General features: G+C 62.0%; 21 protein-coding genes. 11 read left to right on the forward strand and 10 right to left on the reverse strand.

Annotation, left to right across the window (positions count from 1 at the left end):
• Position 1: 1 nt before the first annotated feature.
• The 4 genes from lpxK to AC4PS6_RS22830 all read right to left on the reverse strand — a co-directional run bounded on the left by lpxK (position 2) and on the right by AC4PS6_RS22830 (position 4,406).
• Positions 2 to 1,012, reverse strand: coding sequence for a tetraacyldisaccharide 4'-kinase (gene lpxK / locus AC4PS6_RS22815; protein ID WP_032902859.1), 1,011 nt, complete (start codon positions 1,010 to 1,012; stop codon positions 2 to 4).
• Positions 1,012 to 1,440 carry an ExbD/TolR family protein gene (locus AC4PS6_RS22820; RefSeq protein ID WP_014718877.1) on the reverse strand — a complete coding sequence of 143 codons (429 nt, stop codon included), beginning with the start codon at positions 1,438 to 1,440 and terminating at the stop codon, positions 1,012 to 1,014. The genes lpxK and AC4PS6_RS22820 overlap by 1 nt, the downstream gene beginning before the upstream one ends.
• A complete protein-coding gene (locus AC4PS6_RS22825; RefSeq protein ID WP_003192043.1) occupies positions 1,437 to 2,072 on the reverse strand; it encodes a MotA/TolQ/ExbB proton channel family protein in 636 nt (211 codons plus the stop codon). Before AC4PS6_RS22825 ends, AC4PS6_RS22820 begins: the two co-directional genes overlap by 4 nt.
• 108 nt (positions 2,073 to 2,180) lie before the next feature.
• The gene (locus tag AC4PS6_RS22830; RefSeq protein ID WP_336826962.1) at positions 2,181 to 4,406 is read right to left on the reverse strand and encodes a DNA internalization-related competence protein ComEC/Rec2; all 2,226 of its coding nucleotides are present in this window, start codon (positions 4,404 to 4,406) and stop codon (positions 2,181 to 2,183) included.
• A gap of 135 nt (positions 4,407 to 4,541) precedes the next feature.
• Between AC4PS6_RS22830 and AC4PS6_RS22835 the strand changes: the two genes are divergently transcribed.
• Positions 4,542 to 5,057: a DUF2062 domain-containing protein gene (locus AC4PS6_RS22835; RefSeq protein WP_003192045.1), complete on the forward strand. Its 516-nt coding sequence runs from the start codon at positions 4,542 to 4,544 to the stop codon at positions 5,055 to 5,057.
• Positions 5,058 to 5,060: 3 nt separating this feature from the next.
• Here AC4PS6_RS22835 and AC4PS6_RS22840 read toward each other — a convergent pair whose 3' ends face one another.
• Both AC4PS6_RS22840 and AC4PS6_RS22845 read right to left on the reverse strand, forming a co-directional pair.
• Positions 5,061 to 6,419 carry a histidine kinase sensor domain-containing protein gene (locus AC4PS6_RS22840; RefSeq protein WP_336826963.1) on the reverse strand — a complete coding sequence of 453 codons (1,359 nt, stop codon included), beginning with the start codon at positions 6,417 to 6,419 and terminating at the stop codon, positions 5,061 to 5,063.
• A complete protein-coding gene (locus tag AC4PS6_RS22845; RefSeq protein WP_014718880.1) occupies positions 6,406 to 7,134 on the reverse strand; it encodes a response regulator transcription factor in 729 nt (242 codons plus the stop codon). The genes AC4PS6_RS22840 and AC4PS6_RS22845 overlap by 14 nt, the downstream gene beginning before the upstream one ends.
• A gap of 205 nt (positions 7,135 to 7,339) precedes the next feature.
• Here AC4PS6_RS22845 and AC4PS6_RS22850 point away from each other — a divergent pair, with 205 nt between their 5' ends.
• From AC4PS6_RS22850 to AC4PS6_RS22865, 4 genes are all read left to right on the forward strand, one after another.
• Positions 7,340 to 10,093 carry a response regulator gene (locus AC4PS6_RS22850; protein ID WP_019816717.1) on the forward strand — a complete coding sequence of 918 codons (2,754 nt, stop codon included), beginning with the start codon at positions 7,340 to 7,342 and terminating at the stop codon, positions 10,091 to 10,093.
• Between the two features lie 55 nt (positions 10,094 to 10,148).
• A complete protein-coding gene (locus tag AC4PS6_RS22855) occupies positions 10,149 to 11,138 on the forward strand; it encodes a 2-hydroxyacid dehydrogenase (RefSeq protein WP_014718882.1) in 990 nt (329 codons plus the stop codon).
• A 71-nt stretch (positions 11,139 to 11,209) separates the two neighbouring features.
• Entirely contained in the window at positions 11,210 to 11,650 is a 441-nt protein-coding gene (locus AC4PS6_RS22860) for a hypothetical protein (RefSeq protein WP_003192054.1), read from the forward strand.
• Positions 11,647 to 12,051 carry an META domain-containing protein gene (locus tag AC4PS6_RS22865; protein ID WP_014718883.1) on the forward strand — a complete coding sequence of 135 codons (405 nt, stop codon included), beginning with the start codon at positions 11,647 to 11,649 and terminating at the stop codon, positions 12,049 to 12,051. The genes AC4PS6_RS22860 and AC4PS6_RS22865 overlap by 4 nt, the downstream gene beginning before the upstream one ends.
• A 132-nt stretch (positions 12,052 to 12,183) precedes the next feature.
• Here the strand turns inward: AC4PS6_RS22865 and AC4PS6_RS22870 are convergent, their stop codons facing one another.
• Entirely contained in the window at positions 12,184 to 12,645 is a 462-nt protein-coding gene (locus AC4PS6_RS22870) for a TlpA disulfide reductase family protein (protein ID WP_003192057.1), read from the reverse strand.
• A 115-nt stretch (positions 12,646 to 12,760) separates the two neighbouring features.
• Between AC4PS6_RS22870 and arsC the strand changes: the two genes are divergently transcribed.
• From arsC to AC4PS6_RS22885, 3 genes are read left to right on the forward strand one after another with little or no spacing between them, the layout of a single operon-like run.
• Positions 12,761 to 13,114 carry an arsenate reductase (glutaredoxin) gene (gene arsC, locus AC4PS6_RS22875; protein WP_014718884.1) on the forward strand — a complete coding sequence of 118 codons (354 nt, stop codon included), beginning with the start codon at positions 12,761 to 12,763 and terminating at the stop codon, positions 13,112 to 13,114.
• Positions 13,111 to 13,725, forward strand: coding sequence for an NAD(P)H:quinone oxidoreductase (gene wrbA, locus AC4PS6_RS22880; protein WP_014718885.1), 615 nt, complete (start codon positions 13,111 to 13,113; stop codon positions 13,723 to 13,725). The genes arsC and wrbA overlap by 4 nt, the downstream gene beginning before the upstream one ends.
• The gene (locus AC4PS6_RS22885; RefSeq protein ID WP_032902853.1) at positions 13,709 to 14,113 is read left to right on the forward strand and encodes a DUF2069 domain-containing protein; all 405 of its coding nucleotides are present in this window, start codon (positions 13,709 to 13,711) and stop codon (positions 14,111 to 14,113) included. The genes wrbA and AC4PS6_RS22885 overlap by 17 nt, the downstream gene beginning before the upstream one ends.
• Positions 14,114 to 14,238: 125 nt before the next feature.
• On the opposite strand, the gene AC4PS6_RS22890 is transcribed toward AC4PS6_RS22885, so the two are convergent.
• Together AC4PS6_RS22890 and ttcA are read right to left on the reverse strand one after the other, a co-directional pair.
• Entirely contained in the window at positions 14,239 to 14,910 is a 672-nt protein-coding gene (locus AC4PS6_RS22890) for a DNA-3-methyladenine glycosylase I (protein ID WP_014718887.1), read from the reverse strand.
• A gap of 67 nt (positions 14,911 to 14,977) precedes the next feature.
• Positions 14,978 to 15,802 carry a tRNA 2-thiocytidine(32) synthetase TtcA gene (ttcA, locus tag AC4PS6_RS22895; RefSeq protein WP_014718888.1) on the reverse strand — a complete coding sequence of 275 codons (825 nt, stop codon included), beginning with the start codon at positions 15,800 to 15,802 and terminating at the stop codon, positions 14,978 to 14,980.
• A 362-nt stretch (positions 15,803 to 16,164) separates the two neighbouring features.
• Between ttcA and AC4PS6_RS22900 the strand changes: the two genes are divergently transcribed.
• On the forward strand, positions 16,165 to 16,767 hold the full coding sequence (locus tag AC4PS6_RS22900) for a Yip1 family protein (protein ID WP_014718889.1): 603 nt from the start codon (positions 16,165 to 16,167) through the stop codon (positions 16,765 to 16,767).
• 128 nt (positions 16,768 to 16,895) lie between these two features.
• Positions 16,896 to 17,390, forward strand: coding sequence for a SprT family zinc-dependent metalloprotease (locus AC4PS6_RS22905; RefSeq protein WP_003192067.1), 495 nt, complete (start codon positions 16,896 to 16,898; stop codon positions 17,388 to 17,390).
• 93 nt (positions 17,391 to 17,483) lie between these two features.
• Here the strand turns inward: AC4PS6_RS22905 and AC4PS6_RS22910 are convergent, their stop codons facing one another.
• Complete coding sequence (locus AC4PS6_RS22910) at positions 17,484 to 18,659, reverse strand: CaiB/BaiF CoA transferase family protein (RefSeq protein WP_032902852.1); 1,176 nt, start codon at positions 18,657 to 18,659, stop codon at positions 17,484 to 17,486.
• A 157-nt stretch (positions 18,660 to 18,816) separates the two neighbouring features.
• Here AC4PS6_RS22910 and tusD point away from each other — a divergent pair, with 157 nt between their 5' ends.
• A complete protein-coding gene (gene tusD / locus AC4PS6_RS22915) occupies positions 18,817 to 19,209 on the forward strand; it encodes a sulfurtransferase complex subunit TusD (protein WP_003192069.1) in 393 nt (130 codons plus the stop codon).

The raw sequence follows: 19,209 nt of genomic DNA on the forward strand, positions 1-19,209 counted from the left end.
TTTAAGGCAAGAGACGGTTGGGCAGCAGACGCATCAGCTGCATGTCGAACCAGGCGACGAACGCCGGCGACGGTACCGCATCCACCGCAAGGTACCACCAGTCGGGCTGGGCAAAGGCGCGGCACTTCACCGCGTCCTTTTCGGTCATGACCAGCGGCAATGACGGGGTAAAATTCAAGACCTCGGCGCTGTAGGGCGCGTGGTCGGCAAAAGCATGGGGTAGCGGCTGCCAGTGTAGCGTTTCAAGGGTATTGAAGAAACGTTGCGGGTTACCTATGCCGGCCACCGCATGCACCTGCTGGCCCTGCGCAAAGTAGGTGACCGGCTGGCGCTCGCCGCTGTGCAGGTTGACCAGCGCTGTGGGCAGCAGGCGAAAGGCAAAGCCATCTTCACGGTCCGAAACGGCACCGTTATAAAGTACCCCGTCCACACTCTTCAGGCGATCCACCGGTTCACGCAACGGCCCGGCTGGTAGGCACCGGCGGTTGCCGAGGCCGCGAGCGGCATCGATCAGCACCAGTTCAAGATCGCGAGCCAGGCGGTAATGCTGCAGGCCGTCATCGGAGAGAATCAGGTCCAGGGGCTCACTGGCCAGCAGTGCCTTTACCGCACGACTGCGATCAGGATCGATCATCAGCGGTACACCGCTGCGCTGCACGATCAGCAAGGGTTCATCACCGGCCACCTCGGCACTGTGGCCGGCCTCCACACGCCACGGCAGCTGCGGCGGCTTGGCACCGTAGCCTCGACTGACCACTCCTACGCGCAAACCGCTGCGGCGGCAGTGCTCGATCAACCACAAGATCAACGGCGTCTTGCCGGTGCCCCCCACCGTAATATTGCCCACCACGATCACTGGCACAGACGACTGATAAATCTCGCCCTCGCCCGCCACGAAGCGCGCACGCTTACGTTGAACCACACGGCGATACAACGATTCCAGCGGTCGCAGCAACATTAGTGCTGGATGACCTTCGTACCATGCCTTGAGTAAACGGTCGGAGATGGCCATCAGGGCGGGCTCGCCGCCTCGACAGTGGTCATGCGCAAATGGCTGAAACCGAGCTTGCCGGCAGCGTCCATGGCGGTGATCACGGCCTGGTGTGGGGTTTTGCCATCGGCGCTGATGGACAGCGGCAACTGGGTGTCGCCACCAGACTCCTTCTGCAACGCCTCCATCAGGCTGGCAAGGTCATTTTTCTCCAGCAACTGGTTATTCACCGAAAACACCCCTTCGGCGCTGATAGCGATGTCCAGCTGCTTGACTTGCTGGTCTTCGGCAGGCGAGCCACTCACCGCTTCAGGCAGGTCGACACGCAACTGGGTTTCCCGGGTGAAGGTGGTGGTCACGACAAAGAACAGCAGCAGGATAAACACCACGTCGATCAACGACGCGAGATTGATATCAACATTTTCCCGTTGCTTACGGCGAAATTTCACGCTTTGCCCTCGACCAGGTCTACATCACGGTCGCCCTGCACCACTTCTACCAGCTTGATGGCTTCCTGTTCCATACCGACCACCAGCTCATCAATGCGCCGCTGCAGGAAACGGTGGAAAAACACCGAAGGGATACCCACCATCAAGCCCGCAGCAGTGGTGATCAGGGCCTTGGAAATGCCCCCGGCCAATACCGACGCGTTGGTGGTCATGCCCGAGCCCGTGAACGCGCTGAAGATATCGATCATGCCCAGGACCGTGCCGAGCAAACCGAGCAACGGCGCCATGGCGGCGATAGTGCCGAGGGCGTTGATGTAGCGCTCCAGTTCATGAATAACCCGGGCGGCCGCCTCTTCGATGCACTCCTTCATGATCTCGCGACCATGCTTGGAATTGGCCAGGCCGGCGGCGAGGATTTCACCCAGTGGCGAATTGGCACGCAGCTCTTTGAGCTTTTGCTTGTCGAGCTGCTTGTTCTTGATCCAGCCCCAGACCTGCCCCAGCAAGTGCTCGGGGGTGACGCGACTGGCGCGCAGGGTCCACAGGCGTTCGGCGACGATGCCGAGTGCGACGATGGAGCTCAGAATGATCGGCAACATCATCCAGCCGCCGGATTTGACCAATTCCCACACAGTGAATGTCCCCTCGAAAAAGTGCGCCACTTTACCATATAGGGTCAACAGAAGGGTTCACCGGCTACAGGTCCGTCTGTCGCGGTTCGAGACCTTGGCAACGCCTGATTACGGTAACGGTTCGCGCCAGAAACGACGTTCGCTGCGCGCAACCGTCGCAGGCACAAACGCCCCCAGGCGCAGGCGCACAGCGCCCTGTTCGGCGCTGTCATACACCCGGCTGCCCAGTGCTTGGTAGCGTTCGAGGACCTGCGGATGAGGATGGCCAAACGTATTGCTGCGACCGCGGGAAATCAGCACAGAGGTGGGCGCCAACCGTTGTACGAAAGGCCAGGACGAAGAACTTCGGCTGCCATGGTGCGGGGCCTGCAGCCAGTCGGTCGGAACCGCCAGCGGGGATGCCAGAAACGCCTGTTCGGCAGCGCGATCAATGTCGCCGGTGAGCAGCAGGCGTTCGCCATTGGCCTGGACGTGCAGCACGCACGACCTCGGATTGCCCTCAAGCCCACCCGCCCACTGCCACAGTTCAAACGACACACCATCCCATTCCCATCGTTCGCCGCTGGTACAGGGCTGGGTGGCGAGAAAGGCTGACAAGCCCTCGATTTCGCCGCCCACCACGCGTTTGACGGGCAGCCCCCGAGCCACTGCTGCCGCACCACCGGCGTGATCGGCGTCGGCATGGCTGAGCAGCATCATGTCCAACTGCCCTACCCCGAGTTTTTTCAACGACGGCAACACGACGCGCGCGCCGAGGTCGACAGGCCCCGAGCGCGGCCCGGCATCGTAGAGCAAGGTGTGATGGCGGGTGCGCAGGATCAGTGCCTGCCCCTGGCCGACATCCAGTTGCAACACATCGACCTGTCCGTGGGGCACCCACTGCCGGGGCGGGAAAACGGCCATCAACAACATGGGCCAGCCCAACACCCGGAACGGCACCCCTTTGGGCAGCAGTAACACCACTGCGCCCATCAGGCTGACCAGCCAATACGCCAGCGGCACCTCGGGCGGCACCCAGGCCGGCAATTGCCCGGCAAGCAGCGCCAGGCCCTTGAACAATCCGTCCAGCGCGCCGCCGGCCAGCCACAGCACAGCTTCCCCCGCCAGCGGCACCCACAACAACGCCGTGCCCAGCAGCGCCAGGGGCAGCACCACCAGGCTGATCCACGGCACGGCAAACAGATTGGCCACCGGTGCGCTGAGGCTGATGGGCAAACCCAACACCAGCAACACCGGAAACAAGCCAATGGCAATCAACCACTGAGGCCGGGTCCACGCCTGCCAGACGCTCCACGGCCCCAAGCGCCCGCCGAACGCCAGCAACAATACCGCGACCGCCGCAAACGATAACCAGAACCCTACCTGCAGGCTGGCCAAGGGCTCCAGCACCAGCACGCCGTTCAGCGCCAGCAGCAACGGCCACCACAGCCCCAAATGGCGGAAACGCAGACGCCACAGCAACACCAGGCCGACCATCATACAAGCCCGCTGCACCGGCACGCCAAACCCCGCCAGCAGGCCATAACCCAACGCTGCGCCAAAAGCCAGGCCGCACGCCCACGGCAGCCACGGCCAGGTTCGTGGCCAGCAACCATAGCGCGCCAATACCGCGACAAAGCCGTAGATCAAGCCCGCCAACAAGCCGATATGCTGCCCGGAAATCACCAGCAGATGCACCGTGCCCGTGTCCTGCAACACCTGCCAATCCTCAGGCGCCAAGCCGGAACCGTCGCCCAATACCAACGCCGCCAAGCCCGCCTCGCGGCCTTGGGCATCCACCGCCATCACGCGCTGGCGAACAGCATCGCGCCAGGCATTGCGCGCCGGTGCGAGGCGTTCACCATCTTTTACCGTTGCAGTGGCACCGATACGCTGGGCCAGCAGCCAGGCTTCGTGGTCAACTCCATGAAAATTGAGCAGGCCCGCAGGCCGCTTGAGTGTCAGCGCCAGGCGCCAGCGTTCGCCGCTGTTCACCACTGGCCCGCCGTGCCAGGACACGCGGATACGTTTGGGCAGCCGCCCCTTGCGCAACCGGCCGTCGGCCAGTTCAAAGCGCACGCCCGTAACCGTCTGCTGGGGCAAGCCGACCACGCGCCCCTCCACCCAACGAGTCTGCCCATCCAGGGCCGGCTGCAGTCGATCATCCAACGCCCGCTGCGCGCTGAAGCAAGCCCAGCTCAAGCCCACCAGAAAAAAGGCCAAGGGATAGGACCGAAAAGGCAACAGCATCAAGGCCAACACCAGCATGCCCAATAACGCGGCGCCGGGCGGCAGGGCCGGCAACCAACGCAACATCAGCAACCCCAGCGCCAACGCCAACATCCCTGTCTTCATGGATCATCCTTTTCCCGTGATCCACTCAGTCTTAGTCGGCTGAACGACAGCGCCTATGATGTTTTGTCACAAAGTCTGAATTTTCTGTTTATAGAATCCGGGCATACTTGCCCCTCGAATTGACCTGGACCCCATATGCCCCGGCGCTTATTCAAACGGTACATGCCAGACCCCAGCAGTATCAGGGAACACAAGTCATTACAGTTTCTTGGCACGCTGCTGCATGACCCCAACCTCTGGCACCTGAACCGGCACTCCGTGGCGCGCGCCATGGCGGTGGGTTTATTTGCGGCGTTTATCCCGATTCCGTTGCAGATGTTGCTCGCCGCAGTGCTCGCGATCTCGGTGCGCGGCAATATGCCCATCGCCATCAGCCTGGTGTGGTTGACCAACCCCATCACCATGCCGGTGGTGTTCATCTGCACCTATATGACCGGCGCCTGGCTGATGAATGTGCCGCCACGCAGCTTGCCCGACAACCTGACGTGGGAATGGATCAGCGGCCAGTTGAGCACACTCTGGCAGCCGTTCCTGCTGGGTTCGGTGGTATTGGGGGTAGTATTGGGCGCCCTGGCCTATTGCCTGACCATGGCGTACTGGCGCTGGTGGGTGGCGCACCAGTGGAAAAAACGCAAACTGCGTAGGCGCTGAGCGCTAACGGGCCAGCAAGTGCAAATGCACACGCAGGCCCTGCCCGGTATTTTCCGCCCATAAGCGACCGCCCTGGCGCTGCACGGCGTTGCGGGCAATGCTCAGGCCCAGGCCGAAACCACCATCGCCGGGCCGCGAGCCGTCCAGGCGGGTAAAGGGCGCGAAGATGCGCTCCAGATCATCCTCAGCAATCCCAGCGCCCTGATCCTGCAGCCAGATATGCCAATAGTCCCCCTCCCGACAGCCGTCGAGTTGCACCCAGCCGCCCTGGGGCGAGTGGCGTACGGCGTTGCGCAGGATATTTTCCAAGGCCTGGGCCAGTGCATTGAGGTTGCCACGCACCCAACTGTCCGCGGGTAACAGGCACGGCAAGCGCGATGCGGGCCAACCGCTTTCAAAACACGCGTTCTCGCGCAAGATGTCCCATAACGCCTGGAGCTGAATGTCTTCCTGGGGCAGCGGCGTTGTTTCGCTGTCGAGCCACGCCAGTTGCAGGCTGTCTTCCACCAGGCGCTGCATGGCGTCGATTTCCCGGCCCAGGCGCTCGCGCAGCTTGGCCCGGTCTTGCTCGCTGTCGCAGGCCACCCGCAGGCGGCTCAAGGGGGTACGCAATTCATGGGACATATCGCGCAGCAACTGCTGCTGCAAACGCACGGTGCCCTGCAAGCGTTCGGACATATGGTCAAAGGCGCGGCCCAACTCGCCCAGTTCATCCTGGCGGCTGGTGGCATCGCGAGACATCCGCGTATTGAGTTGGTCCGCACGCCAGGCATTGGCCTGCTCGCGCAATTGATTGAGGGGCATGATCAACAGCCGGTAGAGGCCGATGCACAGCAACAGGGTAAACAGGCCGGGAATCACACCATTGGTGACCACCCGCCAGAACAGTTGATAGCGCCCTGGCATAAAGCGCTGCGGCAGCTCGATCACCAGCGACCCCGCGCCAGGGTCGACCGGAAACGGCACCTTCATCCAGGGCAGGCCAATGACATGCCGGCTGACCGGCCAATCCAATCCGCGCAAAAACGTCAGGCGCTGGCTTTCCTTGTCACTCAAGGGCGTGCTGCCCAGGGACTGTAGGTCGTTACCGATCACCCCCACCCAAGTGCTTTCGCGCTCGGCCATCCGCCGCAGCCAGGCGTCCACGCCGGCGCTGCCTTGAGTGCTCCACGCCAGCTCGGCACCCGCGGCATAGCCAGTGAGAATCTCCCGCGACTTGTCCGACAGGTACGCGCTTTGCTGCTCCATGTAGCGGCCCCAGGACCAACTGAGCCAGATCATCAGCAAACAGAAGGCGATCAACAGACAGGCCAGCTTCCAGAACAACGAGTGCCTGCCGGGCAATCGCTCAAAGCCCTTCATCGTGACCGCTCAGCACGTAGCCCTTGCCCCATACGGTGCGTACTTCACGCTCGATGTAACCGATGGCCTTGAGCTTGCGGCGGATCTGGCTGACATGCATGTCGAGGCTGCGGTCATGGGGCGCATACCCGCGCTGCAACACCTGCTGATACAGGAAGGCTTTGCTGAGGACTTCTTCGGCATTGCGGTGCAGGGTTTCCAGCAGGCGGTATTCGCTGCGCGTGAGCCCGGCCCACTGGTCCTGGCAGGACACATCGCAGCGTTCATCATCAAAGTGCAGCACCCGGGCATGTTCAGGTACCGAGGCGCGCGGCGGCTCGGGCCGGCGATCCAGGGCAACGCGGCGCAGGATCGCTTCAATTCGCACGCACAGTTCAACCATGCTGAACGGCTTGGGCAAATAGTCGTCCGCGCCCAGGCGAAAACCGCTGATACGGTCGGCTTCAGCGCCCAGCGCCGACATCAGGATCACGGGCATGGCGTGGCTCTGGCGCAAATGGGTGAGGATCGACAAACCGTCCAGCCCCGGCAGCAGAATGTCCATCAGCACCAGGTCGAAGGCCTGGGCGCGGGCCAGTTGCAGGCCCTGCTGGCCGTTCTGGCACCAGGTCACCTGGAAGCCGCTGCGGCCAAGCTGCTCGTGCACGTAGGCGCCCAACACCGGGTCGTCTTCGATGGTCAGGATACTGGGTAGGCCAACTGCTGCGGGAGTCATTAGCGTCTGCAAGTCATTCTCAATCACTGATTATTCAAGATTAAACGTTCACAGGCAATCGCCACCCGGCGCCGAATGGCCCGAAGATTGCCGCATGTCATTAATTTGCAAGATTCCAGACCGTGCAAATGGCTACACTGCGCAGGTGGCGCGGGCCGGATGCCGGCGTGGATCATTGATAACAACGTGGTAGCAGGAGAGTGGCGTGCTTAGAAGAATGGGGATAAAAGGCCGCGTACTGTTGCTGACCTTATTACCGACCAGCCTGATGGCGCTGTTGTTGGGCGGCTATTTCACCTGGATGCAACTCTCGGAGTTGCAGACCCAACTGCTGCAACGCGGCGAAATGATCGCCGAGCAATTGGCACCCTTGGTGGCACCCGCGCTGGGCCATAAGAACACCGACCTGCTGGAGCGCATCGCGACCCAGTCCCTGGAGCAGCCGGATGTTCGCGCCGTGTCGTTCCTGGCGCCCGACCGTTCGTCCCTGGCCCATGCCGGTCCGACCATGCTTAACCAGCCGCCCACCGGCAACAGTTCGCACCTGTTGCAGCGCACCGGCAATGACGCCACTCGCTATCTACTGCCGGTGTTTGGCCGCCATCGCAACCTGGCGGGCGAGTTGATTCCCGATGAGGCCGACCGTCTACTGGGTTGGGTCGAAGTGGAGCTGTCCCACAATGGCATGTTGCTGCGCGGCTATCGCAGCCTGTTCGCCAGCCTGCTGCTGATCGCCATCGGCCTGATGTGCACCGCCGCCCTCGCCCTGCGTATCAGCCGCACCATCAATTCGCCGATTGGCCAGATCAAGCAAGCCGTGACCCAGCTCAAGGACGGCAACCTGGAGACACGCCTGCCACCCTTGGGCAGCCAGGAACTGGACCAACTCGCGTCGGGCATCAACCGCATGGCCGAAACCCTGCAAAATGCCCAGGAAGAGCTGCAACACAGCATCGACCAGGCCACCGAAGACGTGCGCCAGAACCTGGAAACCATCGAGATCCAGAACATCGAGCTGGACCTGGCGCGCAAGGAAGCCCTGGAGGCCAGCCGTATCAAGTCGGAGTTCCTGGCCAACATGAGCCATGAAATCCGCACGCCGCTCAACGGCATCCTCGGCTTTACTCACCTGTTGCAAAAAAGCGAGCTGTCGCCGCGCCAGTTGGACTACCTGGGCACTATCGAAAAGTCTGCGGATAACTTGCTGGGCATCATTAACGAGATCCTCGATTTCTCGAAGATTGAAGCCGGCAAGCTGGTGCTCGACAGCGTGCCTTTCAACCTGCGCGACTTGCTGCAAGACACCTTGACCATCCTCGCTCCCGCCGCCCATGCCAAGCAGCTCGAACTGGTGAGCCTGGTGTACCGCGACACGCCCCTGGCGTTGGTGGGCGACCCGCTGCGGCTCAAGCAGATCCTGACCAACCTGATCAGTAATGCGATCAAGTTCACCCGCGAAGGCACCATTGTGGCCCGGGCCATGATCGAGGACGAGCAGGAAGACAGCGTGCAATTGCGCATCAGTGTGCAAGACACCGGCATTGGCCTGTCGAACCAGGATGTGCGCGCCCTGTTCCAGGCATTCAGCCAGGCCGACAACTCGCTGTCGCGCCAGCCCGGCGGCACCGGTTTGGGCCTGGTGATTTCCAAGCGGTTGATCGAGCAGATGGGCGGCGAAATCGGCGTCGACAGCACGCCGGGTGAAGGTTCGGAATTCTGGATCAGCCTGAACCTGCCCAAGACCCGTGACGACGTCGAAGACCTGCCCGCCGCGCCGCTATTGGGGCGTCGTGTGGCCGTGCTGGAAAACCACGAACTGGCGCGCCAGGCCCTGCAACATCAGTTGGAAGACTGCGGCCTGGAAGTCACGCCGTTCAATACCCTGGAAAGCCTGACCAACGGCATCACCAGTGCGCACCAGACCGAACAGGCCATCAGCCTGGCGGTGCTCGGCGTCACGGCCAACGACATTCCGCCCGAGCGCCTCAACCAACACCTGTGGGACCTTGAACACCTGGGCTGCAAGGTGCTGGTGCTGTGCCCGACCACCGAGCAGATGCTGTTCAACCAATCGGTGCCCAACCCCAACAGCCAATTGCAGGCCAAGCCCGCCTGTACGCGCAAGTTGCGCCGATCCCTGGCCGACCTGATCAGCCCGCGCCCTTCGCGCAGCGAACCCGGTGAGCCGTTGTCCAGCCGTGCGCCACGGGTGCTGTGCGTGGACGACAACCCGGCCAACCTGTTGCTGGTGCAAACCCTGTTGGAAGACATGGGCGCCAAGGTGCAGGCGGTGGAAAGCGGTTACGCGGCGGTCGACGCCGTGAAGCAGGAAACGTTCGATTTGGTGCTGATGGACGTGCAAATGCCCGGCATGGATGGCCGCCAGAGCACCGAGGCGATCCGCCAGTGGGAAAGCGAACGCCACGGCACGCCGCTGCCGGTGGTGGCCCTCACGGCTCACGCCATGGCCAACGAAAAACGCGCCCTGCTGCAAAGCGGTATGGACGACTACCTGACCAAACCCATCAGCGAGCGGCAATTGGCCCAGGTGGTATTGAAATGGACCGGCCTTGCGCTGCGTAACCAAGGCCCGGAGCGCACCCATGAAGGTGCGGCCCAGGGCGTGCAGCTATTGGTACTCGACCACGAAGAAGGCCTGCGCCTGGCCGCCAACAAGGCCGACCTGGCCGCCGATATGCTCGCCATGCTGCTGGCCTCCCTGGAGGCTGATCGCCTGGCAATTACCCACGCCCGCGAAGCCAATGACAACCATGCCTTGATCGAGCGCGTGCACCGTTTGCACGGCGCCACCCGCTACTGTGGCGTGCCGCAATTACGAGCAGCCTGCCAACGCGCCGAAACCCTGCTCAAGCAGGATGACGCCAAGGCCATGGCCGCGCTGGACGAACTGGACATGGCGATTGCGCGGCTGGCCAGTGAAGCCAGAGTCAGCGCCTGACCCTGTTTTCATGGGCAACGAATCAACAATGTGTAAATTGCAGGGAGCCTTCTCAATGCGCGTCATTCTCTTCAGCAGCCAAACCTACGACCGCGAGAGTTTCCTCGGCGAACCGCTGCCGGCTGGCCTGGAACTGCAATTCCAACCCGCCCGGCTCAACCTCGATACCGTGGCCCTGGCCGAACACCACGAGGTGGTCTGTGCCTTTATCAACGACGACCTCAGCGCCCCGGTGCTGGAGCACTTGGCCAAGGGCGGCACACGCCTGATTGCCCTGCGCTCGGCGGGCTACAACCACGTCGACCTACCCGCCGCCCAGCGCCTGGGCTTGACCATCGTGCGCGTGCCCGCCTATTCGCCCCACGCAGTGGCCGAGCATGCCGTCGCCCTGATCCTGGCCCTCAACCGTCGCCTGCACCGTGCCTACAACCGTACCCGCGACGGTGATTTCAGCCTGCACGGGCTGACCGGTTTTGATCTGGTCGGCAAAACGGTCGGCGTGGTCGGCACCGGTCAGATCGGCGCGACCTTCGCCAAGATCATGGCCGGCTTCGGCTGCCAGTTGCTGGCCTACGATCCCTTCCCCAACCCACAGGTACAGGACCTCGGGGCCCGCTACGTGAGCCTGCCTGAACTGTTGGCCGAGGCGCAAATCATCAGCCTGCACTGCCCGCTGACCGCCGACAGCAAACACCTGATCAATGCCCGCTCACTCGCGCAGATGCAAACCGGTGCGATGCTGATCAACACCGGGCGCGGTGGCCTGGTCGACACGCCAGCACTGATCGAAGCGCTCAAGCTTGGCCGGTTGGGCTATCTGGGGCTGGACGTCTACGAAGAAGAAGCCCAATTGTTTTTCGAGGACCGCTCGGACCTGCCCCTGCAGGATGACGTGCTTGCCCGCCTGCTGACCTTCCCCAACGTCATCATCACCGCGCACCAGGCCTTCCTCACCCGTGAGGCCCTGGCGGCGATTGCCGGTACCACATTGGCCAACATTGCCGCGTGGGCCGATGGCCGGGCGCAGAACCTGGTCAAGGGATGATCAGCGGTCACATACCAGGCTCATGATAGGCCGGCACCCGTGATAGGATGCCGCGCCTATTTGGAGGATACATGGCCGAACACGATTTCCGCTTCAGCTTGCTGAGCCCGCAACATACCCTGATCGAATGCCGTGCCCTGGTGCCGGGCCGTTACCAGGTCACCGGCAACGGTGGTTCGATCAAACATGGCGACGTCCTGATCGTCAGCCTGCGCGGCAGTAAAACCCTGTCGATGCGACTGACCGTCGAAGGTGACGCACGCTACTCCATCCGCCCAGCGGGCCAGTGGGTCGCCATGGCCCAAGGGCCGAAGTTCGGCGAACTGGAGATTCACACCTGGAAGGTCAATTGCGACAGCTGCGACGCCGTGCTGGAGTTTGAATTCGCGGTAGAAACCAAGCTGACCAAGGCACCGCTGCAACCGGCCGCCAACGCGCGTATCAAAGAACTGGGCTGGGCCAGCGAAGGCGATAAGCACCGCTGCCCGAAATGCCAGCAGGCCGCGCAATGAAAGGCCCGCTGCTGCTCGCCGCCATCGGCATGGGCCTGGCAGGCTGCGCTGCCGATGGCGCCAAGCTCGAGCGCGACCACAGCTACGTAGTGGAATGGATCGGTGAGCGGCCGTTGATGGACTACGCGCACCTCACCGTCACCCTGGGCGCCGATGGCCGCGCCTATGGCAATGGCGGCTGTAACCACTGGTTTGCGCCGTACACGGTCGAAGGCGACAAGCTCAGCTTCGGCCCAGTCGGCAGCACCCGAAAAATGTGCGCCGAGGCCCTGATGGAGCAAGAACATCGCTTCTTCCAGGCCCTGCAAGGCGTGCAGCGTTGGGACATCTCGCCTATAGAGCAGACGCGGTTCTGGCCGGCCGAAGGCAAGCCGATCCGCTTGTGGCTCGAAGAAGGCTGATCTAGGCGCACTCTCCTGTATTAACGCGGTGTCCTCTGGTTCTGTGGGAGCTGGCTTGCCTGCGATGCGGACGACGCGGTGTATCAGGTACACCGCAGCGATGCCATCGCAGGCAAGCCAGCCCCCACAGCTTTAACCCTTCAGGGCCTTGAGCTTGGCCAACACCCCTTCCGCTGTCTGCTCACCCATCAACTGCTCACGCACCTTGCCCTTGTCGTCGATGATGTAGGTCACCGGCAATGCCTCGCTGCGCGGAATCTCGAAGATCCCGTCCGGGTTCTGGGCCAGTACCGTGAACTTGATCCCCAGCTTGTCGCTGGCGGCCTTCAGTTCTTCACCCTGCACATTGTCGAAGTTGACGCCGAACACCCCGACATTCTGGCCTTTCAACTGCTCTGCCAGGGCATTGAGCTCGGGGATTTCCGTGCGGCACGGCCCACACCATTCGGCCCAGTAGTTGACCACCAGCCACTGTTTGTCCAGGCGTTCGGCCGCCACTTTCTGGCCATATTGGTCAACGCCGTAATCGTTACCGCAGCCGCTGAGCAGCAGGGTTGTGATGATCGCCAATGCACCGATCAGTCGCCTTGTCATGGGGTATTCCTTCGCAAAAATGAACGTTGGCTGCGGCCTATCGCCTCTTACGGTTTAAGGACAGGCGCCAGCGCAGGTAGAATACCCGCCACCTTACGCAAGATGCGACCCGCACATGACCGATCTGACGCTTTATCACAACCCGCGCTGCTCGAAATCCCGCGGTGCGCTGGAACTGCTGGAAGCCCGCGGCCTCACCCCGACCGTCGTGCGCTACCTGGACACCCCGCTGGATGCCGCGCAAATCGAGGCCCTGCTGAAAAAACTGGGGATCAGCGCACGCCAACTGCTGCGCACCGGCGAAGACGAATACAAAACCCTGAACCTGGCAGACGCCAGCCTCAGCGACACCCAACTGATCGCCGCCATCGCAGCCCATCCCAAGCTGATGGAACGCCCGATCCTGGCAACCGCCGACAAAGCCATCATTGGCCGCCCACCCGAGAACGTGCTGGAGATCCTGCCGTGACTACGCCCTATGTGCTGGTGTTGTATTACAGCCGTAACGGCTCGGTGAGCGAGATGGCCCGGCAGATTGCCCGCGGTATCGAGCAAGGCGGCATGGAAGCGCGGTTGCGCACCGTGCCGGCGATTTCCACCGAGTGCGAAGCGGTGGCGCCGAGCATTCCCGACGAAGGCGCGCTGTATGCCAGCCTGGACGACCTGAAGCACTGCTCGGGCCTGGCCCTGGGCAGCCCGACCCGGTTCGGCAACATGGCCGCGCCGCTCAAGTACTTCCTCGATGGCACCAGCAACCTGTGGCTTACCGGCGCTTTGGTCGGCAAGCCGGCCGGCGTGTTCACCTCCACCGCCAGCCTGCATGGCGGCCAGGAGACCACGCTGATGTCGATGCTGCTACCGCTGCTGCACCATGGCATGTTGATCACCGGCCTGCCCTACAGCGAGCAGGCACTGCTCGACACCCAGGGCGGCGGCACGCCGTATGGCGCCAGCCACCATTCCGGGCCAGACGGTAAGCGCATGCTCGATCAACATGAAATCACCCTGTGCCGGGCCTTGGGCCTGCGCCTGGCCAAGACCGCCACGCTGTTGGAGAACGGCCGTGGCCAGGAAGCCTAAGGTCCTGCCAACGCGGGAATGGCTGGCGCCGCGGGTCAAGGTGGCACGCGCGCTGAGCCTGCTGGCGTTTTTAGGCCTGGTGGGCTTGTTGTGCGCGTACTACCTGTTGGTCGCCGACCTGCATGGGGCGCGCCCGTGGGTCATCCTGCTGATCGAGTTGGTGCCGCTGCTGATACTTGCGCCAGGCATGCTGATGGGCAGCGCACGCGGGCATTCGTGGATGTGCTTTGTGGTGAACCTGTATTTCATCAAGGGCGCGCTGGCGGCGTATGACCCGAACCGCCAGTGGTTCGGTGTGCTGGAAATGCTGGCGAGCCTGGCGGTGTTTTGCACGGCGTTGCTGTATGTGCGTTGGCGGCATCAGCTGAACCGTCGACTGGCCGATTGACTGATCGTTCCCACGCTCCGCGTGGGAATGCTGCCCAGGACGCTCTGCGTCCCGGGCCTAGTGCAAGGGTGACGCGGAGCGTCACAGGATGCATTCCCACGCGGAGCGTGGGAACGATCAGGTGATCAATGATTCACCGTGTAAGCCAACATCATCGACAACTGACACATCGGCCGCCCACTCTCGGCATGCCACTGGTTGAAGGCGCCCTGCACCGTCGCCAGGTCGCGCAGGCTGGTCGGGGCCTTGTCGACAATCTTCTGCGCATTCAGCGCCGCCACCACGTCATCGCTTGGCACAAAGGTGTCCTTGCCGACCATGCGCAGAAAGCGCGGCGCCGACAGCCCGCCCAGTTGATGGCCATGCTTGCTCAGGTACTTCCAGAGCCCAACGATGTCAGTCACCGGCCAATCGGCGATAAACGCACCGAAGCTGCCTTTTTCCTGCTCGATATCCAGGATCATCTGCGCATTGCGCGGCACACTCTTGAGCTTGCCCAGGTGGCGGATGATGCGGGCGTCCTGCATCAACCGTTCCAGGTGCTCGGCGCCCATCAGCACGACTTTTTCCGGGTCGAAACCGAAGAACACCTGCTCGAACGCCGGCCATTTGGCATCAACCACGCTGTGCTTCAAACCGGCGCGGAACACCCGCAGCGCCAAGGTCGACAGGTAACGGTCATCGGTGATCTTGCGCAATTGCGCCGGGGTCTTGGGCACCGGCAGATGGGCTTCCAACTTGGCCGCCGAACCGAAGCGGTTCAGACAATATTCGTGCAGCCACTTGTAATCGCGCATGCCCTCTCCTGTCAGTCGAATTGAAAACGGCGCCCGCAAGCGCCGTGTACTAGAGCCTCGGGAAGACTCAGAGGTTCACTACATTGACGAAACGCGATGCGGCGGTCTCATCGATTTTCAAGCTGGTGAAGTCAAACAGGTTGCGGTCGGCCAATTGCGACGGGATCACGTTTTGCAGGCTGCGGAAGATACTTTCGGTACGCCCCGGGGTCTTGCGCTCCCAGTCCACCAGCATCTCCTTGACCACCTGGCGCTGCAGGTTTTCCTGGGAGCCGCACAGGTTGCACGGGATGATCGGGAATTGCTTGAAGTCGGAATAAGCCTGGATGTCCTTCTCGTTGCAATACGCCAGCGGGCGGATCACCACGTTGCGCCCATCATCGGCACGCAGCTTGGGCGGCATGGCCTTGAGCGAGCCGTTGAAGAACATATTGAGGAAGAAGGTTTCGACGATGTCATCGCGGTGATGACCCAAGGCCATCTTGGTCGCGCCGATCTCATCGGCAAAGGTATAGAGCGTGCCACGGCGCAGGCGCGAGCACAGCGAGCAGGTGGTCTTGCCTTCCGGGATCAATTCCTTGACCACCGAGTAGGTGTCTTTCTCGACAATGTGGTACTCCACGCCCAGTTCTTTCAAATAGGCCGGCAGCACATGCTCAGGGAAACCGGGTTGTTTCTGGTCCATGTTGACCGCCACGATCTCGAACTTGATCGGCGCGACCTTTTGCAGGTGCAGCAACACGTCGAGCATGGTGTAGCTGTCTTTGCCGCCGGAGAGGCAGACCATGACCTTGTCGCCGTCCTCGATCATATTGAAATCGGCGACCGCTTCACCGGCCAGGCGACGCAGGCGTTTTTGCAGTTTGTTCTGGTTGACTGTAAGAGTGCCCATGGCGCTTGGATCCGCAAAGGTGTGTGACGAAAAGCGCGGCATTTTACCGGTAAGACTCGCCGAGTTCCAATGTGGGAGCTGGCTTGCCTGCGATAGCGGTGTGCCAGTCAACATCTCTGGTCCGGACAGGCCGCCATCGCAGGCAAGCCAGCTCCCACACTGGATCCCATGAATCCTGACAGACCGCACCGCGATTAGCGTGAGTTTTTACAGCGCAATTTGCTCTAAAGGCCCTACAGTTATTCCGGTCATCCCTTTCTATACTGCGACTTGAGGTCGCACATCTATCCAGACCTTTCAGGCCATTTGGCCCGTGGGCGCTCCGATGGGGGGCGATGGTAATAACGACAGGAGTGACTGGCATGATCCATCACGTCGTGGGGCTGTTTACCCATCCCGACCAGGAATGGCGGGAAATCCGTGGCGATAAAGAAGAAAGCATCAGCCACATGTACCTCACTCATACCCTGATTCTCGCGGCGATCCCCGCCATTTCCGCCTTTATTGGCACCACTCAGGTCGGCTGGGTCATCGGCAACCGCGCCCCGGTGATGCTGACCCAGGAAAGCGCGCTGTGGATGACCCTCATGTCCTACGCGGCCATGCTGTGCGGCGTGGCGGTGATGGGTGCATTCATTCACTGGATGGCCCGCACCTACGACGCCAGCCCAAGCATGGCCCGCTGCGTGGCGTTTGCCACTTATACCGCCACACCCTTGTTTATCGGCGGGCTGGCGGCGCTCTACCCGCATATGTGGCTGGGCATGGTCGTGGGCACTGCGGCGATCTGCTACACGGTGTACCTGCTGTATGTGGGGCTGCCGACCTTCATGAGTATCGACCCGGATGAAGGCTTCCTGTTTTCCAGCTCGGTATTGGCCGTCGGCCTGGTGGTGCTGGTGGCGATCATGGCCTTTACCGTGATCGTCTGGGGCCTGGGCGTCGGGCCGATCTACACCAGTTGAACGAAAAACCCCGCAGGCACGGCCACCGCAAGGTGGCTTTGTGCGTTATGCATGACCATTCGGCGCCTGACAGATTCGGAAACACCCAGCTTTGCGGCATACTGGGCGTCTCTGGAGATATGTACAGCATGCCCGAGCAACTCAATACCCGCGTCGAAGATTGTTTCCTGCAAGCCGAATCCTTTTTCAAACGAAGCTTCAAACGCCCCCAGGTCAGCCTCAAGCTGCGGGGCCAGAAGGCCGGTGTCGCGCATTTGCACGAGAACCTGCTGCGCTTCAACCCTCAGTTGTACCGTGAAAACAGCCAACACTTTCTCAAGCAAACCGTGGCCCATGAAGTGGCGCACCTGATTGCCCACCAATTGTTTGGCGAGCGTATCCAGCCCCATGGCGAGGAATGGCAGTTGATCATGCGCGGGGTTTACGAGCTGCCGCCCGACCGTTGCCACACCTACGAGGTCAAGCGTCGGCAAGTGACTCGCTATATTTACCGCTGCCCGTGTGCGGACAGTGATTTTCCGTTTTCACCGCAGCGCCATGGGCTGGTGAACCAGGGGCGGCGGTATTTGTGTCGGCGGTGTCGGCAGACTCTGGTGTTCACTGGAGAAACTCGGGTGGAATGAGGGCCTATTCGCAGGCAAGCCAGCTCCCACATTTTGATTGCGTTCACAGATCCAGATGTGGGAGCTGGCTTGCCTGCGAAAGCGCCCGCTCAGTCAACCTACAACCTTGGCCTGCCGCAATTGCTCTATCCGCTCAATACCGAACCCCAACTCCGCCAGCACCTCATCACTGTGCGCCCCCACCGCCACCCCAATATGCCTAGGCGCCGGCAACCCCTCGGAGAATTTCAGCGGGCAGGCCAATTGCGCTTGTGTCGAGCCGTCACCCCGGGGCACCTGGCTGACTAGCTCCCGCGCCTTCAACTGGGGATGCTCCGCCGCTTCGCTCAAACTCAACACTGGCTCAACACAGGCATCCACCCCAGCAAACAACTCACACAACTGGTCAAAACTGCGCTTCTCGAACTCCACCTGCAACGCCTGTTTGAGCACGGCCTGGCGTTCGGGCGTCACGCTGTGTGCCGCCAGTTCCGGGCGCCCCAAGGCCGCGCACAGCTGCTGCATAAACCCCGGTTCCAAACTGCCCACCGACATCCAGCGCCCATCGCGTGTGCGGTAGTAGTCATAGAAACTCCCGCCATTGAGCACATGGTTCTCCCACCCAGGCTCGACCCCGCAAGCCAGGTAACCGGCCCCCGCCATGGCGTTAAGGCTGAACGAGCAGTCGGTCATGCTCACATCCAGGTATTGCCCCACCCCGCTTTGCTGCCTGGCAATCACCGCCGCCAGCAAGCCCACCACGGCATGCAGTGAACCGCCCGCCACATCCGCCAGCTGTACGCCCAGGGGCAACGGGCCGGTGTCCTGGCGCCCGGTATGGCTGGCCACGCCGGCCAACGCCAGGTAGTTGATATCGTGCCCGGCGCGGTCCTTATAGGGGCCGGTCTGGCCGTAACCGGTGATCGACACATAGATCAGCCGCGGGTTGATCGCCTTCAGCGCCTCATATCCCAGGCCCAGGCGCTCCATGACACCGGGGCGGAACTGCTCGAGCAGGATGTCATGGCCCTTGACCAACTCACGCACAATCTCCAGCGCCTCGGCCTGCTTGAGGTCCAGGGCCAGGCTGCGCTTGTTGCGATTGAGGTAGGCGTGGCTGGCCGAGGTACCACGATCATGGGGCGGCAATACCCGCAACAGGTCCATCCGTGTGGGCGATTCGATACGCAGCACCTCGGCGCCCATGTCCGCCAGCATCAGGGAGGCAAACGGGCCGGGCAGCAAGGTGGAAAAATCCAACACTTTAAGGGACGCCAAGGGACCTGACATGGGGACTCCAGTTGGGTTGCGAATACTCACAGACTAGGCAGCCGGGCAGCTGCCGGCAATCGTCAGAACGATCAACCACAGTGACCGTTTTGATCACGGCGGGCTTTTTCGCGGCGGCGGCTTTATCATTGGCCGACGTTTGTTGGCAGAGTCTTCCATGAAGTTCGCGATTGCACTGTATAGCGCCGCCCACGCGCCCTCCTCGCGCCGCGCCCTGTTGTTCGCCCAGGCGGCGCTGGCCGGCGGGCATGAGATCGTGCGGCTGTTTTTCTACCAGGACGGCGTGTACAGCGCGTCCAATAACATCGTCGCGCCCCAGGATGAGCAAGACATTGCGCGCCAATGGCGCGAGTTTGTCAGCCAGCACCAACTCGACGGCGTGGTGTGCATCGCCGCAGCCCTGCGCCGGGGTGTGCTTAATGCCGAGGAAGCTGCGCGTTACCAACGCAGCGCGGTCAACCTGGAAGCACCCTGGGCGTTGTCGGGCCTGGGACAATTGCATGACGCGATCCAGGACGCCGACCGCCTGATCTGTTTTGGAGGGCCGTGA

This window comes from Pseudomonas sp. DW-iso17, from assembly GCF_058725345.1.